The sequence below is a fragment of the Lactobacillus kitasatonis DSM 16761 = JCM 1039 genome, assembly GCF_000615285.1.
Taxonomy (GTDB): Bacteria; Bacillota; Bacilli; order Lactobacillales; family Lactobacillaceae; genus Lactobacillus; species Lactobacillus kitasatonis.
The window spans coordinates 175745-193971 of record NZ_BALU01000002.1; the positions used below are offsets into that span (position 1 = coordinate 175745).

Annotated in this window: 15 protein-coding genes and 4 pseudogenes; 7 read left to right on the forward strand and 12 right to left on the reverse strand. The window is 37.5% G+C overall.

The features are described 5' to 3' along the window. Positions 1-27: 27 nt before the first annotated feature. Positions 28-924: a UDP-N-acetylmuramate dehydrogenase gene (murB, locus tag JCM1039_RS02125; protein WP_025014462.1), complete on the reverse strand. Its 897-nt coding sequence runs from the start codon at positions 922-924 to the stop codon at positions 28-30. Between the two features lie 97 nt (positions 925-1021). Between murB and JCM1039_RS10310 the strand changes: the two are divergent. The 3 genes and pseudogenes from JCM1039_RS10310 to JCM1039_RS02140 form a co-directional block, all read left to right on the forward strand. Further along, positions 1022-1553 (forward strand): annotated as a pseudogene (locus JCM1039_RS10310) (3'-5' exonuclease). Between the two features lie 153 nt (positions 1554-1706). After that, positions 1707-1940 carry an alpha/beta hydrolase gene (locus JCM1039_RS11645; protein WP_025014463.1) on the forward strand — a complete coding sequence of 78 codons (234 nt, stop codon included), beginning with the start codon at positions 1707-1709 and terminating at the stop codon, positions 1938-1940. 15 nt (positions 1941-1955) lie between these two features. After that, positions 1956-2561: pseudogene (locus tag JCM1039_RS02140) on the forward strand (alpha/beta hydrolase fold domain-containing protein); the annotation flags it as partial. A gap of 68 nt (positions 2562-2629) precedes the next feature. Here JCM1039_RS02140 and tsaE read toward each other — a convergent pair. Genes tsaE through JCM1039_RS02155 form a run of 3 tightly spaced genes read right to left on the reverse strand, consistent with a single transcriptional unit; the run spans position 2630 to position 4810 of the window. Beyond that, positions 2630-3109 (reverse strand): tRNA (adenosine(37)-N6)-threonylcarbamoyltransferase complex ATPase subunit type 1 TsaE, encoded by a 480-nt coding sequence (tsaE, locus tag JCM1039_RS02145; RefSeq protein ID WP_025014465.1) that lies wholly within the window; start codon positions 3107-3109, stop codon positions 2630-2632. Next, entirely contained in the window at positions 3109-4098 is a 990-nt protein-coding gene (gene pta / locus JCM1039_RS02150; RefSeq protein ID WP_025014466.1) for a phosphate acetyltransferase, read from the reverse strand. Before pta ends, tsaE begins: the two co-directional genes overlap by 1 nt. A 13-nt stretch (positions 4099-4111) precedes the next feature. After that, on the reverse strand, positions 4112-4810 hold the full coding sequence (locus tag JCM1039_RS02155; RefSeq protein WP_025014467.1) for a uracil-DNA glycosylase: 699 nt from the start codon (positions 4808-4810) through the stop codon (positions 4112-4114). 67 nt (positions 4811-4877) lie between these two features. Here JCM1039_RS02155 and JCM1039_RS02160 point away from each other — a divergent pair, with 67 nt between their 5' ends. Further along, positions 4878-5753: a Cof-type HAD-IIB family hydrolase gene (locus JCM1039_RS02160; RefSeq protein ID WP_025014468.1), complete on the forward strand. Its 876-nt coding sequence runs from the start codon at positions 4878-4880 to the stop codon at positions 5751-5753. An 11-nt stretch (positions 5754-5764) separates the two neighbouring features. Further along, the gene (locus JCM1039_RS02165) at positions 5765-6286 is read left to right on the forward strand and encodes a hypothetical protein (protein ID WP_025014469.1); all 522 of its coding nucleotides are present in this window, start codon (positions 5765-5767) and stop codon (positions 6284-6286) included. Between the two features lie 336 nt (positions 6287-6622). Here the strand turns inward: JCM1039_RS02165 and tpiA are convergent. The 4 genes and pseudogenes from tpiA to JCM1039_RS02185 form a co-directional block, all read right to left on the reverse strand. Then, positions 6623-7380: pseudogene (gene tpiA, locus JCM1039_RS10320) on the reverse strand (triose-phosphate isomerase). Between the two features lie 25 nt (positions 7381-7405). After that, positions 7406-8616: pseudogene (locus JCM1039_RS10325) on the reverse strand (phosphoglycerate kinase). A gap of 113 nt (positions 8617-8729) precedes the next feature. Continuing rightward, the gene (gap, locus tag JCM1039_RS02180) at positions 8730-9746 is read right to left on the reverse strand and encodes a type I glyceraldehyde-3-phosphate dehydrogenase (RefSeq protein WP_025014470.1); all 1017 of its coding nucleotides are present in this window, start codon (positions 9744-9746) and stop codon (positions 8730-8732) included. A gap of 53 nt (positions 9747-9799) precedes the next feature. Further along, positions 9800-10831, reverse strand: a complete 1032-nt coding sequence (locus JCM1039_RS02185; RefSeq protein ID WP_025014471.1) for a sugar-binding transcriptional regulator — start codon at positions 10829-10831, stop codon at positions 9800-9802. Between the two features lie 579 nt (positions 10832-11410). Between JCM1039_RS02185 and JCM1039_RS02195 the strand changes: the two genes are divergently transcribed. After that, positions 11411-12841, forward strand: a complete 1431-nt coding sequence (locus tag JCM1039_RS02195; RefSeq protein WP_025014472.1) for an APC family permease — start codon at positions 11411-11413, stop codon at positions 12839-12841. A 61-nt stretch (positions 12842-12902) separates the two neighbouring features. Here JCM1039_RS02195 and JCM1039_RS02200 read toward each other — a convergent pair whose 3' ends face one another. Next, positions 12903-14537: an SH3-like domain-containing protein gene (locus JCM1039_RS02200; RefSeq protein ID WP_025014473.1), complete on the reverse strand. Its 1635-nt coding sequence runs from the start codon at positions 14535-14537 to the stop codon at positions 12903-12905. A 189-nt stretch (positions 14538-14726) separates the two neighbouring features. On the opposite strand from JCM1039_RS02200, the gene clpP reads away from it, so the two are divergent. Continuing rightward, positions 14727-15311: an ATP-dependent Clp endopeptidase proteolytic subunit ClpP gene (clpP, locus tag JCM1039_RS02205; protein ID WP_025014474.1), complete on the forward strand. Its 585-nt coding sequence runs from the start codon at positions 14727-14729 to the stop codon at positions 15309-15311. A 49-nt stretch (positions 15312-15360) separates the two neighbouring features. Here the strand turns inward: clpP and whiA are convergent, their stop codons facing one another. Genes whiA through rapZ form a run of 3 tightly spaced genes read right to left on the reverse strand, consistent with a single transcriptional unit; the run spans position 15361 to position 18226 of the window. Next, the gene (gene whiA / locus JCM1039_RS02210; protein WP_025014475.1) at positions 15361-16296 is read right to left on the reverse strand and encodes a DNA-binding protein WhiA; all 936 of its coding nucleotides are present in this window, start codon (positions 16294-16296) and stop codon (positions 15361-15363) included. Further along, complete coding sequence (gene mgfK, locus JCM1039_RS02215; protein WP_025014476.1) at positions 16296-17336, reverse strand: gluconeogenesis morphogenetic factor MgfK; 1041 nt, start codon at positions 17334-17336, stop codon at positions 16296-16298. The genes whiA and mgfK overlap by 1 nt, the downstream gene beginning before the upstream one ends. A gap of 8 nt (positions 17337-17344) precedes the next feature. Further along, positions 17345-18226, reverse strand: a complete 882-nt coding sequence (rapZ, locus tag JCM1039_RS02220; RefSeq protein WP_025014477.1) for an RNase adapter RapZ — start codon at positions 18224-18226, stop codon at positions 17345-17347. Between the last annotated feature and the right edge of the window lies 1 nt (position 18227).

An 18227-nucleotide genomic window follows, 5' to 3' on the forward strand; every position in this document is an offset into this window, starting at 1 on the left:
AGCCTGTAGCTTGTCTCGTTATCTATTCTATTTTTCCTTACCGATAATTCGAACCTCGGTATGTAAGTCTATATCAAACTTTTCTTTAATCGTCTTTTGAATAAGATGAATTAAATTAAGGTAATCAGTTGCGGTAGCGCCACCCTTATTCACAATAAATCCGGCATGCTTAGTTGAGTCTTGCGCACCACCAATTTGTTTACCTTGCAGTCCCGCTTTAATAATCATTGGACCTACGAAGTGTCCTGTTGGACGCTTAAATACGCTACCACATGAAGGATATTCGAGTGGCTGCTTATATTGACGCAAGGCATTCAAATAATGCATGTGGTCCAAGATCTCGAGCTTGTCGCCTGGCTTCAAACTAAAGGTTGCACTTAAAACGATATCGCCATTATCTTGCACCAATGAATGACGATATGAAAATTCCATTTCCTTATTAGAGTATGTCTTTAATTCGCCATCGCGCGTTAAAACCTTAACGCTCTCTACAACTTCTTGCATTTCACCGCCATAGGCACCAGCATTCATGAACACACCGCCGCCAATGCTGCCGGGAATTCCTGCCGCAAATTCCATGCCACTTAAACCATGATGAGCTGCTGTAAATGCTGTATCGATAATTCTTGCACCAGCATCAACAGTTACCTTATTACCTTTTACTTCAATCTTTTTTAAGTCAGTTAAAATTATAACTAAGCCATCAATTCCGCCATCGCGAATGATTAAATTCGAGGCATTACCAATAATTGTTAATGGAATTTTATTTTCACGAGTAACTTTTACTAATTTTTCCACTTCTTCAGTACTTTTAGGAAAGGCTAAATATTCAGCCGCACCACCAGTTTGGGTAAAAGTATATCTACTTAATGGAATTTGCTCTTTAATATCAATTCCTTGCTCTTTTAAATCAAGTAATTCCACAATTTTGCCTCCTAGTTTTGTTTCTTGTTTTATTTTACCGCATAAAAGGCCTAGCTTCATCATTAAAAATGTTATACTTTTTCAAAAGGAGAATCTTATGAACTTTATTGCAATGGACTTCGAAACAGCTAACCATTATCCTGAAAGTGCCTGCTCACTCGCCTTAGTTATGGTTAGAAATTCTAAAATCGTTGACCGTTTTTACACGGTAATTAATCCACAAATGCCGTTTGATGCACGTAACATTCAAGTACACCAAATTACAGCGGAGGATGTTAAAAATGCCCCAACTATGGCTGAAGTTTGGCCTAAAATCAAAGGACTATATCAACGGCATGCTCGTGGCAGCTCACAATGCTAGATTTGATACTAATGTCATGAGCCAAAGTTTGGCTCGCTATAATATTTCTGAGCCGCATTATTTAGTAATCGATACTTTGGCAACTAGCAAAAGATTTGAACCGGAATTACCTAACCATAAATTAGATACGGTATCTGACGCACTTGATGTTGAATTATGGCATCACCATAACGCTCTAAGTGACAGCGAAGCCTGTGCAGGTATTTTGATTAATCAAGAAAAGCAATTCGGCGATGAAGCTATCAAGAATTTAATTTATCAAATTTAAAAAGAAGCATTTCATGATTATAAAAATACGATTTATGATGATAAAACTGGATTACTTGATCCTAAAGTTAAAACAAGGCTAGATCCTAATCATCTTTATAGTGAAAAGAATATTGAACATCCCGTTACGTTAGACAACCTGGACTTCAAGTCTATGCTTGGTGGCTATCCTGAAATTAAAACTGATAATTTAAGAGTTGCAGAAAATGATATTTTAATTCCATTAGATAATCATGCTATTCCTGCTCGAATTTACACACCTGAAAGAACTAATGGCAAATGTCTAATTTTTGTTCATGGCGGGGGCTTTTATGCTGGAACACTTGATAGTTTCAATCCTCGATGTAGATATTTAGCAGATGCAGGTGACTTTATCATTGTTTCATGAGCATATCGGTTAGCTCCAGAAATTCCATTTCCAGGTGCCTATCTTGAGATTAAAAATTCGATTGATTGGATTATGGCTCACCAAAATAAAATTGGTTTTAATGATACACAAATTTATATGATCGGCGATAGTGCTGGTGGTGAGCTTTACGTTGCCTGCGGTTTAACAGGCAACAAGCATCAAACTCGGCATCTTTTTCCAATGTATGCAGCTATAGATATTACTGACACTAGCAAGACAATTTATCATTGGCAATATTCTGATTATGACATGGATCCCACCGATGAACCTTTTATTCGCGCTCGTCTAAACAAGTTTATTTATGTTAATAATGTCATTCGTTTGCTTTATCCTGGAATTGAGAATATCGAAAATCCTTTAATCAGTCCTGTTTATTCGCATGACTTTAGCAAATTTCCAGATATTACTATTATCGAAGCAGAATTTGACTATTATTTACAAAGTTATAAATACTTTGTCCAAAAATTACGTCAGGCCGGTAAAAATGTAGAAGAAGTCTTCTACAAAGGAATGGGCCACGGTTTTCTTGATAGTTCAGGTTCATGTAATCAAAGTGAGGATTTATTACAATTAATCGCAAGCGAAATAAATAATAACTAATTTATTACACAAAAAGATCTTGAACAAGTAACACTAATACTTATTCAAGACCTTTTTTAGCAATCCTATTATCTATTATATTCTACTAATGCGTCTTTAACCCATTCTTTGTTACGCTTACCATGGGCATTGAATTCAACCACACGCTTGGTTGAGTCCCAACTATCATCAACTCTGGTAATCGTCAATTGCAAATATTCATCTGGCAAATCATTCATTACCAATTGTGGCCATTCAATGACTACCAAGCCAGGTTCTGCTAAGTAACCTTCCAAATCGATTGAAGATAAATCATCATTTTCCAAACGGTAAAAGTCCATATGAAAAAGCGGCATCTCAGCTTCACGGTATTCACGGACAATGGTAAAAGTTGGGCTTTTTACTGGGCGATGAATCCCAAGCTCACGTCCCAATCCTTGAGTCATAGTAGTTTTACCAGCTCCTAAATCACCATTTAGCAATAACAAATCATGTGGTTTAGCAGTTTTAGCCAAAGAAGCACCTAATTTTTGCATATCCTCAGCAGAATTAATCTCTAATTTTGTCATTAATTTTCATCCTTTGCTAGAGCTTGAGCTGCGGTAACAATTGCCAAGTCATAAATATCTTGTTCACTGCAGCCACGAGACAAGTCATTTACTGGAGCAGCAAGTCCTTGTAAAATTGGGCCAACAGCAGTAAAGCCACCAAGACGTTGAACCATCTTATAGGCAATGTTACCTGATTGAAGTTCTGGGAAAACAAAGACATTAGCATGACCAGCAACCTTTGAACCCGGAGCCTTCTTTTCACCAACAGTAGGAACAAATGCGGCATCAAATTGTAATTCACCATCACCAGGGATTTCTGGGTGATCTTTTTGGAACATGGCAGCTGCATCATGAACTTTATCTACCATTGGGCCTTCGGCAGAACCTTTAGTTGAAAAGCTTAAAAAGGCAACCTTAGGATCAATATCTGCCATCTTAGCGGTCAATGCTGATTGATAGCCAATTTCAGCTAAAGTTTCTTCATCAGGATTGATATTAATTGCACAGTCAGCAAAGATATATCTTTCATCGCCTTTTTCCATAACGAAGGCTCCTGATACTCTGTGCATCCCCTTAGCAGCGTGAATAAGCTGTAAAGCAGGTAAAACAGTGTTGGCAGTTGAATGAGCCGCACCTGATACCATCCCATCAGCTAGGCCCATTTTTACCAGCATAGTGCCAAAGTAATTGCCTTTTGCCAACTTGGCTTTAGCTTCAGCAATGCTGGTATCCTTTCTTCTAGCCTTAACAAAAGCTTCAGCCATTTCGTCTAAATCAGCGTAATTGTTTTGATCATAAATCTTTACGCCTTCAATATCTAAATTGTTGTCTGCAGCTAACTTTTCAACATCTTCTTTTTTACCAATTAAAATTGGTTCGATAATGCCATCTTTATTCAAATTTGATACTGCAGTTAAAACTCTAAGATCGTCACTTTCTGGAAAAACGATTCTCTTTTTTTCTGGTGCTGCTTCAACTTGTTTTTTAAATAATGAAAATACGCTCATTTTAATACCTCTTTTATGCTATGTCTGATTTACTTACAGTTTTTGGCAATTGCCAATCAATCGGTGTCTCACCAAATTTAATTAATGCCGCATTACAACGTGAAAATGGTCTTGAGCCAAAGAATCCACGATCAGCCGAAAATGGACTTGGATGAGATGATTTTATAATAAAGTTCTTACTTTGATCAATTAATGGGATTTTGTTTTGCGCAAATCTGCCCCATAAGATGAAAACCACCTTGCCACGTTCACTTAACGCCTTAATTGCCGTATCTGTAACATCTTCCCAGCCTTTACCTTGATGGCCATTTGCGTGTCCATATGGTACGGTCAAAACGGCATTCAAAAGTAATACGCCTTGATCTGCCCATTTTTTCAAATAACCATGGTTAACTGGCTGTGCACCAACATCATCATAAAGTTCTTTATAGATATTTTTAAGTGATGGCGGAAGTGGTGTGCCTGGCATGACAGAAAAACTCATCCCATTTGCCTGCCCAGGATTGTGATATGGATCTTGTCCCAAAATTACTACCTTCGTCTTAGCGAATGGAGTTAATTTAAAGGCAGTAAATATATGGTACATGTCAGGATAAATTTGCTTAGTCGAGTATTCTTCTTTTAGGAAGTTGTGAAGTTCGTGATATTTCTCACTTGCAAAGACCGGATCTAATACTTGATCCCAGTCATTGCCAATTAATTCTTTAGCCAAGTCTTACACCCTCTTTTCTAATCCTCTTTATGGTATCATTAATTTAACAGTAATTGGGAGGAAATTTATGATCAAATTAGTTGCTTGCGATTTAGATGGCACTCTTTTTAATTCAAACATGACAGTTTCAGATACAAATACTCAAGCTGTGAAAAATGCACAAAATAATGGAATTGAGTTTTTAATTGCAACTGGTCGTGCACCACGTGAGTCTTGTTCCATTTTAAAAGATGCAGATTTAAATACCGGTTTTATTAACCTAAATGGAGCCCTTGTATTTAACGAAGAAGGCAAATTAATTGTAAAGCATAGCATACCTACTAACAAAGCCATTCAAACCGTTAACCTCCTTCATGACGCTGGATTTTATTTTGAAATTGTTACTGAAAAACAAGTCTACAGTGAAAATTTAGAGCAACGAATTACAAATGTAGCACACTTAATGGTTGATTTAAATCCTCTACTCGACTTTCGCCAAGCCGTCGCAATTTCTGCCAGCAACAAAACAATCACGAACATGAAACAAGTCCCTAGCTTTACGAAATTGTTATCTGATCCCAAAATTGAGGTAATGAAATTTATTGCCTTTGATTCACGTGGACATGAGGCATTTGCTGACGTAAAAGAAGAGATTGCCAAATTAGGTGATTTAGTAGTTACTTCTAGTTCATCTTCAAACATTGAAATTAACGCTGTTAAGGCTCAAAAAGGACTTGCCCTATTAGATTATGCTAAATTAAAGAATATAAAGCAGAACGAAATTGCTGCTATTGGTGACAATTTAAACGACGAAAGTATGATTCGTGCGGCAGGAGTCGGCGTAGCAATGGGCAACGCGATTCCTTTAATTAAAGATATCGCTCAAGTTACTACTAAGAATAATAATGAAGATGGAGTTGCCTATATTCTTAATCAATTTGTCAAAGAAAATCAACAAAAATAGAGGTAAAAAATATGTTGTTTTGGTTAGAGCTTAATCAAGAAAAGGATTATGGTCAAATACCTGTCATTGCCGAAAATGGGCAGGTTAAATACTTTATTCATGGCAACCTAGACAATCCAAATCATACCCTTTATTTAAACGATATAAATAATAAGGAAGTGGGCCGTCTTTTTTCTGACGGTGCTGGTCTGATAGCTTCTTTTACCATTGATGTGGTAAATCATTCTCTTGTTGGTGTAAAAAAATTAAATACACCTAGTACCAATATCTTTTATCTCACACAACTTAACTACATTGTGACTGGGAGTATCAAACATGGTACCTACACCTTTAGATCTGGTATCAAAAAGGTAGCCAATGTTAAAACCATGATGGGTGATAAAGGTGTTGTATTGACGTGCGAAATTAATAAGCCAGAGGATGTTCCCTTTATCCTCTTAACCTCTATTTTATTTACTCAATGGCATGTCACGCCACTTAAACTTCCAACCTTCCCACCAATTAATCAAAAGTTCGAAATTAATCCTAATTAACACAAAAAAGCAGTTATGAAAATTTTTCATAACTGCTTCTCTAGAAAGTGATATAGATATAGATGTATCTTCTGCTATAAAGTTTGTATTTATTAAGTAATAAGGAATTATTAGGCAGAGACTGAATATTCGGAAGTTATAATCCGTTTTATCATAACTTCCAACTCTTATTATACTTAGTCTTCATCAAAATACAAGTAGTTAAGCGTTATTATTTATCTATAAAAACGTTTAAATTTCTATATTAATTAACTTTTTCATTATAATAAGTCGTTATTTAAAAGTTCAAAAAAATAGCTTCTGCAATCGCAGAAGCTATTTTCTTTATGATCATTATTAGTCTTGGTAGTTTACCAATTCCAAGAATGATTCAGGCTTAAGTGAAGCACCACCAACTAAGCCACCGTCAATGTCAGGCTTTGACATTAATTCCTTGACGTTAGCTGGCTTTACAGAACCACCGTATTGAATACGAACGTTTTCTGCAGTTTCTTCGTTGTACAAGTCCTTAACAGTTTCACGAATAGTCTTGCACATTTCTTCAGCTTGATCTGATGAAGCAGTCTTGCCAGTACCAATAGCCCAGATTGGTTCATAAGCAATTACAAGTGAAGATACTTGTTCAGCAGTAAGACCATCTAAAGCAGCCTTAATTTGAGCAACTACCCAGTCTTCTTGCTTGTTAGCTTCACGAGTTTCAAGTGATTCACCACAGCAAATAATTGGCTTCAAGCATTAGCAAAGATTGCCTTAGCCTTCTTGTTAATGTCTTCATCAGTTTCGTGGAAGTAGCCACGACGTTCTGAGTGACCAATAATTACGTAGTCCATGCCCATTTCTTTGAGGACCTTAGGTGAAGTTTCACCAGTGTAAGCACCTTCGTCTTCAAAGTAGCAGTTTTCTGCACCGATGTGCAAGTTTGAACCCTTAGCAGCTTTTCTCAAAGCATCAAGGTCAACTGCAGGTGCACAAATAAGTGATTCTACCTTACTTGGATCTGGTAACTTGTCCTTAACTGCGTCAACGAACTCAGTAGTTTGTTCTGGGTTCATGTGTAATTTCCAGTTACCAGCAATAATTGGTGTACGACTCATTAGTCTATTATCTCCTTAACTTAAATTACTTGTCTGAAATACATGCAATACCTGGTAATTCGTTACCTTCAAGGTATTGAAGTGAAGCACCACCACCGGTTGAGATGTGGGTATCTTGTCAGCAACTCCAGACTTCTTAACAGCAGAAGTTGAGTCACCACCACCGATAATAGTAGTAGCATCAGTTAAGTTAGCTAAGGCATCAGCAATTGCGTAAGTACCCTTAGCGAAGTTAGGCATTTCGAAAGCACCCATAGGACCGTTCCAAACAACAGTCTTAGCGTCCTTAAGAATTTCAGTGAACTTTTCAACAGTCTTAGGACCGATGTCAAGACCCATCATGTTGTCAGGAATATCGTCACCAACAACTTCACGTGAGGCATCGTTTGAGAATTCAGTTGCAGCTACGTTGTCAACTGGAAGAACGATCTTGCCGTCAGCTTCTTTCAAAAGTTCCTTAGCAAGTTCAACTCTGTCCTTTTCAAACAATGACTTACCAATCTTGTGGCCTTGAGCTGCTAAGAAGGTGTAAGCCATACCACCACCGATTAAAATGTGGTCTGACTTAGGAATCAAGTTCTTAATAACAGCGATCTTGTCTGAAACCTTAGCACCACCAAGGATAGTTACGAATGGGTGAACTGGGTTTTCAACAGCGTTACCTAAGAATTTGATTTCCTTTTCCATCAAGAAACCAGCAGCAACTGGCTTGCCGTCTTTCTTCATAGCAGTAGCAATACCAACGTTTGAAGCGTGGCTTCTGTGTGCAGTACCAAAGGCGTCGTTTACAAACATGTCGCCAAGGCTTGCCCAGTATTCGCCAAGCTTAGGATCGTTACCTGATTCACGCTTACCAAAGTCATTGTCAATATCTTGGAATCTAGTGTTTTCAAGAACAACAACATCGCCATCTTTCATAGCGTTGATTGCGTCTTCAACTTCTTTACCTTCGTTTGATGGTACAAAAGTTACAGGCTTCTTAAGAAGTTCACTTAAACGTTCAGCAACTGGCTTTAATGATAATTCTTTCTTGTCAGCATCTGACTTTACACGGCCCAAGTGACTCAAAAGAATTGCTTTACCACCGTGTTCGATGATGTACTTAATAGTTGGAAGTGCAGCAACGATACGGTTGTCATCACCAATAACACCATCTTTAATAGGAACATTAAAGTCTACACGCATTAAGACTTTCTTGCCATTAACATCAAGATCGTCAACGATTAATTTAGCCATTATAATCCTCCGATTATTTTGATATTTTTCCTTCAAAAAAAGGCGGAAGGAAGAATCTCCCTCCGCCTTCTCAATTACCACTTAACCTATAATCAGTTAAATTTAATTAATGATTAAAGAGTAGCAAAGTGTAATAAAGTACGAACCATTTGGCAAGTGAATGAGTATTCGTTGTCGTACCAAGCAACAGTCTTAACTAATTGCTTGTCACCTGCAGTAGTTACCATAGTTTGAGTTGGGTCAAAGATTGAACCAGCAGTCATGTTGATAACGTCGCTTGAAACGATGTGGTCACCATTGTATGCAAATGATGGGCTTTCGTACTTCTTCATAGCTTCGTTAACTTCGTCAGCAGTAACCTTCTTCTTCAAGATTGATACCAATTCAGTTTCTGAGCCGTCTGGAACTGGAACACGTTGTGCGTGACCGTTCATCTTACCGTTCAAGTCAGGCAATACCAAACCGATAGCCTTTGCTGAACCAGTAGTATGAGGAATAATGTTTTCAGCAGCAGCACGAGCGTCTTGTTCCTTACCACTACGTGCAGGACCATCCAAAGTCATTTGAGTACCAGTGTATGCGTGGATGGTAGTCATAGTAGCAACTTCGATACCGAATTCCTTGTCCAAAGCGTTAGCCATTGGTGCAAGTGAGTTAGTAGTACATGAAGCAGCTGAAACGATCTTGTCGTCAGCAGTCAAAGTGTTTTCGTTTACTGAGTAAACGATAGTCTTCAAGTCGTTACCTGCTGGAGCTGAGATCAATACACGCTTAGCACCTGCGTCAAGGTGAGCTTGTGACTTAGCCTTGCTAGTGTAGAAACCAGTACATTCAAGAACAAAGTCAACACCGTCATTCTTAACCCAAGGAATGTTTTGTGCTTGTGGTTCAGCGTAAACACGGTACTTCTTACCGTCAACTACGATTGAGTCATCAGTTGATGAAACTTCGTGGTTGAAAGTACCATGAGTAGTGTCGTACTTAAGCAAGTAAGCAAGCATTGCTGGAGTAGTCAAGTCGTTAATAGCAACAACTTCGATGTCCTTAGTCTTTTCGCCAAGGTCCATAATACGACGGAATGCTAAACGACCAATACGGCCGAAACCGTTAATACCAATTTTAACTGTCATAACCTAAAGTCCTCCTTAAGAACTATAAACAACATTTATTTTAAACGGGATTTTTATTTCCCCTTTAAAATCATATTTGAGGCACCTTCATCAGTAATTAACCAGGTTTGATGTGGTGCATTAGGCATATAAGCTTTGATTGCTTCAGCCTTGCGACTACCGCAAGCAAAGGCAAATATGTGGGGTATTTTATATAGGTTCTCAAACTGCAATCCAACCTGGGTGATACGGTCAACAACCTTGCCATTTCCATCGAAGAAACACCCGAAACATTCGGTGACGGCCTTTTTTTCACGAAGTCTAGAGAGCTTAATTGAATCATAGCCTCTACGCTGTGCCATTTCTTGGGCTAACCCAATACCATGAATCACAGCATCACTTTGTGAAATATCTTGCAGGACATCTGCAATCGAGGATTCACGTATAAGCGATTTATACGCATCTGCTGAAACTTGCTCAGGCAAATATAAAGTCTTATAAGTACCTGAAGTCTTAGCAGCCATCTCTTGAACGATTGTATTACTTTGCGTTTCAACATTCTCGCCCAAGGCTCCGCGACCTGGAACAAATTCCAGTTGACGGTTATTAGCTAAATCTGGAGATAAATACTTCGCAGATTTTGCTAAAGCCGCTCCACCTAGAATTGTAACTATTGAATGTCCTAAAGGCAAGAGTAAATTCAAAGCTGAACTTAACTTCTCACCCATCTCTTCATACACACGATCTTGTAGATCAGCGTTACCAGGGACAATCAGAGTTCTATCAATTCCTAATTTCTTAGCAAGAGCTACCTCTGTCTCTCCGGCATTAAAGAGACGGTCAATCAATGGTCCTGCATCTTTTAATGTTTTCTCGCCCTTTTCAGTTAAAAACATTCCGAAACTTTTAGTTTCAATTAAACCTAACTGACTTAAATACTCAGTTTCAGTTCTAATGTTTCTTTCCGAAAGTCCTAAATGCTGAGCCACACTACGACGACCTATTGGTGCATGTAGTGCAATCTGCTCAAGGACAAGATACCTTTGTCGAAGAATCTTTAAGACGTCGGGAACGAGCGCTTCGAGCAAAGAAAAGTCCGAATCCATCGTTCCCTCCTTTCCCTGGGACGAATAGTGACCACTCCTGCGTCGTTTTATGTCCCAGAATACTTAAAAATATAAGAGAAACGTACATCCAACATTCATACATTTCCCAATCGACACTGTTAGTATAACAATGTATTTTTCGTAATTCAAGAAAAAGATGTGCGAATTTAAAAATATTACAAGCCAAGTGAAATCATTTTTATTTGCTATCTTTTTTTGTTATACTAATAGAGTTATACGGGTCCTTAGTGTAATGGATCGCACGTAAGATTCCGGTTCTTAAAATCTGGGTTCAACTCCCAGGGGACCCATCTATAGAATAAAAAGCGATGAACTATTTTAGTAGTTCATCGCTTTTTGTTTAACTTTTTAGGCAAAAAGATAAAAATATATAAGATTATTTTATTTTTTACATTAAAAAACAAAATTTATAAACCCACTCTTAGAAAGGCTATACACATAAAATCAAGGCGTTAAATTCTTATGAGAGTAGCATTAACATTAAATTTTTGAAAACGCTATTGTTATATAATTAGAAAGTTCACATAAATATTTTAGTACAAATAGGAGATATAGTTTATGGTTGAATCACAAAACAATCCTAAAAAGATGATGTGGACGACCTTGGCAATGATGGCCTTCTCTACTGTATGGGGATTTGGTAACGTTGTTAACGGCTACGTCTACTTTGATGGAACAAAGGTCATCTTCAGTTGGATCGTAATGTTCCTTCTCTACTTTGTTCCTTATGCACTGATGGTTGGTGAACTAGGTGCCACTTTCAAGAATGCTGAAGGTGGGGTTTCATCCTGGGTTAACGCCACAATGGGTGCGAAATGGGCTTACTACGCTGGTTGGACTTACTGGGCCTGCCACGTTGTTTACATTTCAAGTAAAGGTACCGGTGGTTTAAGAGCTATGGCTTGGGGTATTTTTGGTAATACTCATTGGTACGATGGCTTGCCAACTGCTTGGACTCAATTTGCAACTTTAGTTGTATTCTTATTCTTCTGCTGGGTTGCCAGTCGTGGTATTCCAGTATTGAAGAGTTTGGCTACTGTTGCTGGTTCTTCAATGTTCATCATGTCAATTTTGTTCATTATCATGATGTTCGCTGCTCCAGCAATTAACCCACATGCTGGTTTTTACAGCATTAACTTCAACTGGAAGAACTTAATGCCAACATTTAATGTTAAGTACTTTACTTCACTTTCAATTTTGGTATTTGCCGTTGGTGGTTGTGAAAAGATCTCTCCTTATGTAAATAAGGTTAAGGATCCGTCAAAGAACTTCCCTAAGGCAATGATGGCTCTTGCAATCATGGTTATGGTTTCAGCTATCTTGGGTACCTTTGCTATGGCATTAATGTTCGATCCTAAGGTAGTTAACGCTAACCTTAACGAATACATTTCAAACGGTGCTTACATGGCCTTCCAAAAGCTTGGTGAATATTACCATGTGGGTGGTTTATTCATGTACATTTATTCATGGTGTAACGTAATTGGCCAATTCTCAACTTTGGTAATTAGTATCGACGCTCCACTTAGAATGCTTTTAGGTAGTAAAGAAGCTAAAGAATTTATTCCTAAGAGTTTACTTAAGGTTAATAAGCACGGTGCTTACATCAATGGTATCTGGATGGTAGTTGTTTTGTCAGGTGGTTTGATTGCAATTCAAGCACTTGTACCTAACGCTCAAGCTGTTATGGCACAACTTGTTAAGTTAAACTCAACTACAATGCCACTTCGTTATCTTTGGGTATTCGCAGCCTACATTGCTTTAAGAAAGCATCAAGAAAAATTTGAGACTACTTATCAAATGACTAAGTCTCAAGCACTTGCCTATACCGCTGGTATTTGGTGTTTCTTGGTTACTGCTGCATGTTGTCTCTTTGGTATCTATTCACCAGATCCATTCACATTATTCTTGAACATCTTAACTCCAATTATTTTAATTGCATTAGGTTTGATCCTTCCAACAATTAAGAAACATGAAGATGCTAAAGCTTAATTAATAAAGCAAACAAAAATAGCGATGATTAAAATCATCGCTATTTTTTCTATCTAAAATTTTACTTAGTTAATGTTTGACTGCTTTCAAGCAATTCAGCACGTTGAGCTAAGTTAGTGTAAAGTCTGTTGTTTGCTACTGCAATACCTTCAATTTCACGACCAGTGTGGAATTGGTAAGTATCCTTAACTTCACCATTCTTAGCAATCTTAGCAATTACATCGTTAAATGCAATGTAGAAGTTATTGTTCTTAGGATCATAAGTGAAGCCTTGCGTGTAAGTGTTTGAAACAATTCCGCCCTTAGTTGCACCTACAATAGTTGGATACCAGTTGTCACCTTTACGGTTGAATTCCCAGTATTCAGTTTGATCGTCAGCCTTGTTGTAAGTAGTAGTGTACATCTTGTTATCACTTACGATAACACCGTTTTGAAAGTAACGACCCTCTGAATCACTACCATTCCAGCATTTAATAGTCCAGATCTTGTTAATGCACATATCACTCTTACGGATTTGAACCAATTCTGTTGAGAAGTTACTCTTGTATGAAACCTTGTTATTGTTGTTCAATACATAGATATACTTGTCAGTAGAACCCATAGCTTGACCGTGACCAATTGGAATGTAAGGACTTACCTTGATATTCTTAGCATAAGAATTAAACTTCTTTTGTGACATATCAAGTAAGTATTGACCGTTGAAGGCGTTAGTCAAGTTGTTCAAGTTGTAACCTACAATGTGACCATCAGTAATGGTAGTACTACTTAACAAACTAGTGTAAAGCCAACCATTTGACATGGTGATACCTTCAGGAATATGACCAACACGGTTAATGTAGTCATCGTCCTTAATGTCTCTAGCAACACTCAATAAAACTGGTTGGAAGAAACGAGTCTTAAAGGTTAAATTACCACCATCACTTGCATAAGTATGTCTAGACTTATCTGGAGCAAAATCAGTCTTAGTTACATAGTTAGCTGAACTACCATAATAAGTCTTCCAAGATTTCAAGTTACCATCAAATGACTTTGCTGTAACCTTACCTGCGTCAGCAATGCCTTCCTTGGTACTCTTTCTAACAGTTACCTTAACTGTTGCCTTAGCACTACCATAACTGTACTTAACATTGTAAGTACCTGGATCAGTACAGTCGATCATGTCTTCAGATACATCTACATCTTGATTATCGATTACTGTACCCATATTGTTGGTTACATAACTAATTGCATCAGTAGGATCAAAGAGGTAGTGACTATTTCTTACCAAACTTACGGTCTTTGGAACAGCAATTGTATTTCTAGTGAAGTAGTTTTGGTTTACGTAACCAACCTTACGGCCATCTACGTAAATACGCCAATAAGTACCATTATCTCTAGTCTTAATACTTTGATCTGATTGGATATGTGCGTATTGGTAGTCACTAGCATCAGCAATCTTGCCAGAAGGTTTACCACTGCTAATCTTCTTATAAACATTGTAGTGTCTACCACTACCTACTTTAACCATCAAATCGTAAGAATTACTGGTTTGAACTGGTCCCTTTTTACTATCACTAGAGCTAGTTGTATTCTTATCTGTTGTATTGCTTGCTGAGTTAGCGTCAGCAGCATTAACAGGTTTAGCATAGCCCATTAACAAACCTACACTAAGTGCTACAGCTGATGTAGCGGTTAAAATTTTATTTGTATACTTCAAGCCTATCCTCCGATATTACATAATCTTGATTTTACATTGATATTATAATATATAAAATTCTCTCACGAAAATACAATTTCAATACAAGTAAGTCTCATTATTTGACACTTTTATTACGAAGTGATTTAATTAGCACTGTACTTGAATGAGTGCTAATTAAATATAACGAAAAATTTAGGAGGCAAATATATGCTAGTACCTACAGTTATTGAACAAACTGCTCGTGGCGAACGTGCTTACGACATATACTCACGTTTGCTTAAAGACAGAATTATCATGTTGAGTGGTGAAATTAATGACCAAATGGCCAACTCAATCATTGCTCAATTGCTCTTCTTAGATGCTCAAGACAACACTAAGGATATTTCACTTTACATCAACTCTCCTGGTGGTGTGATCACTTCAGGTCTTGCAATTATGGACACCATGAACTTTATTAAGTCAGATGTTTCAACTATTGCAATTGGCATGGCTGCTTCAATGGCTTCCATCCTTTTGACCAGTGGTACTAAAGGTAAGCGTTTCGCACTTCCTAACTCCACTGTCCTTATTCACCAACCATTAGGTGGTGCTCAAGGTCAACAAACTGATATTCAAATTGCAGCTAACGAAATTTTAAAGAGTCGTAAGAAGATTAACCAAATCTTACACGAAACTACCGGTCAACCTTTGGAAAAGATCCAAAAGGATACTGAACGTGATAACTACTTAACTGCAGAAGAAGCTAAGGAATACGGCTTGATTGACGAAATTATGGTCAACAAGAAGAAGTAATCATTAATTGATTACGAAAAAAGATCACTTCGATTGAAGTGATCTTTTTTTATGCTCTTAAATTTTCTGCAATTTCATGTAATTTCTTAAAGCGGTGATTTACCCCTGACTTTGAAATAGGACCATCAGGAATTTGATCGGCTACTTCTTTTAAGGTTAATTCAGGATGAGCCAATCTAAAGCGAGCTAAGACTTGCAATTTTTCAGATAGATCATCCAATCCCTTTTCTGCTTGAATTGTTTGAATGTCTTCTACTTGCTTAGCTGAAGCTGATGCTGTCTTTTTCATATTTGCCGTGTCACAGTTAACTAAACGATTAACTGAATTACGCATATCACGCATAATCCGCAAATCTTCAAAATTAAGCATGGCATTTAACGCACCTACGATATGCAAAAAATCACCGATCTTTTCAGCTTCTTTAAGGTAAACGATATAACCTCTTCTTCTCTTAGTCATCTTGGCATTTAAATAGAAATATTCATTCATTATCTTAGCCAAATCTTCATTATGATCTTCGTAAGTTGAATAAATTTCCAAGTGATAACGACTGGTTTCAGGGTTATTGACGCTACCGCCGGCTAAAAAAGCACCGCGTAAGTATGACATAGCTCCTTCACGAGATTTTCTAATTCGTTCAGGAATTCTAGTTACTAATCCCTTTTCAGGATCCCAAATCTGCAAGTTCTCTAAAATTTCTTGTACTTTTTGATTAAGACGAACCAAATATTGATTATTCTTCTTTAATTTCATTTTGCGTGAAACAATCAATAACGGTTCAATACCATACGCTGTTTTGATTAATTTAAAAATACGCCGTGCAATCGCAGGATTTTCCGTTGTAATATCTAAACTAAATTGATGATCGTGAAGATTCAAAACTCCGTTCATCCGCAAAAAAGCAGCTAACTCTGCTTTTGCATGCTCTGGATGCACCTCAAGCGAAGTTAGCTCCTTTTTGACTTCACTAGCATAACTAGCCATTAATCATTTTCCTTCATTCTTTTTCGTGACATTGCCTCAAATGCCAGATTAATAATTTCCTTAGCTACTTTTTCACCATCATGGAAGACTAAACCATGTCTTTGGTCAATAAAGTCATCAGTAATTACACGGCATTCTTGTGCTCTTAAGCCTTCAAAATCATTTCTGACAGGTTCAAGATAGGCATCATAATCTTCCGGATGGAATTTACTCATATCAATTTTGGCGCCGTTAACCAAAGCAGTATTGATATAATGGCCGCCCAAGTGATTATTAATTACTTCTACGTGTTCCGCATCACTAAAGTGATCAGTTTCACCACGCTGAGTCATAATATTACAAATATAAATGACTTCGGCTTCAGTTTCGCGCACAGCTTGACCTAAGTTAGAAATCATTAAGTTAGGCAAAATTGAAGTAAATAAACTACCTGGTCCTAAAACAACGGCATCAGCTTGCATAATTGAAGCAAGTACTGGAAGCACTGCTTTAGGTTCCGCATCTGAATCAGTATCGGTAACCCATACTCTCTTGATTCGCTTATCTTTAGAAGTAATTTCTGTTTCACCGGCTTGAGTAGTACCATCCACAAATTCCGCATTCAAAGTCAATGGCTCATTGGAAGCAGGGAAAACGTGACCGTCTACTCGCATCATCTTAGATAATGATTGAACAGCATCGAAAATATTACCATGCATTTCATTTAAAGCGGCAATAATTAAATTACCAATCGCATGTCCTGAGAAGAATGCATCAGAGGAATCGAAACGGTATTGGAAAATGTCTTTTTCCTCTTGTGGTAAATCACTCAATGAAACCAATACATTTCTAATATCACCAGGTGGAACAACGTTAATAAAGTTTCGGATTGAACCGGATGAACCACCATCATCAGAAACTGTAACGATTGCAGTTATTTCCGCATTTTGCTTTTTTAAGGCATTCAAAATAACTGGTAGTCCTGTTCCCCCACCAATCACTACTACTCGTGGGCGTCTGCCTTTAATAACGCGCACGATTCTTGTTTCTCCGTATGACATTATCATGCCTACTTTCTAATATAGCGACTCACTTCACGGTGAGTAATATCGACTGGATACTTTTTAGCCAAATCGCGAGCAAGCTGTTGAGCAATTGATACACTACGGTGTTGACCACCAGTACAACCAATTGCAATTGTGAATTTTTCTTTTCCTTCCTTGATATAACCAGGAATCGCTGTTTCAAGCAGATCTAACAACTTATGATAAAAGATCTGTGTTTCTTTTTTATTCATTACATAGTCAAAGACACGCTTATCTAATCCAGTAAATGGACGCAACTCTGGAATATAGAATGGATTTGGCAAAAAACGAACGTCCATTACAATATCTGCATCAATTGGCATCCCGTACTTAAAACCAAATGACATTACTTCAATTGAAAATGGTTGTCGCTTGCGATCACTAAAGGCATTAATTAACTTTTTCTTTAATTCCTTAGTAGACAAATTAGAAGTATCGAGAATGTAGTTAGAACGATTTTTAATTGGAGTTAAAATATGGCGTTCTTCTTGAATACCATCAAGCAAGCGTCCCTTACCATTATTAGCTAATGGTGGCAAACGTCTCGTTTCTTTATATCTAGCTACTAAAACATCATCTGAAGCATCCAAGAAGAGAATAGTTGCTTGGACATTGCCATTATCCTCAAGCGAATTAACTTCATCTAATAAATCTGTGTAAAAACTTTTTACTCGTAAATCAATTACTACTGCTACTTTATGGAAATCATTGGAATTATTGATCAAATCCCAGAAACTTCCTAGCAATGTGGGAGGAAGATTATCGACTACAAAATAGCCCATATCTTCAAGGTCATGAGCTACGACAGTCTTACCTGCCCCACTCATCCCCGTGACAATTAATAATTGTTTTTTCTCATCAGCCATC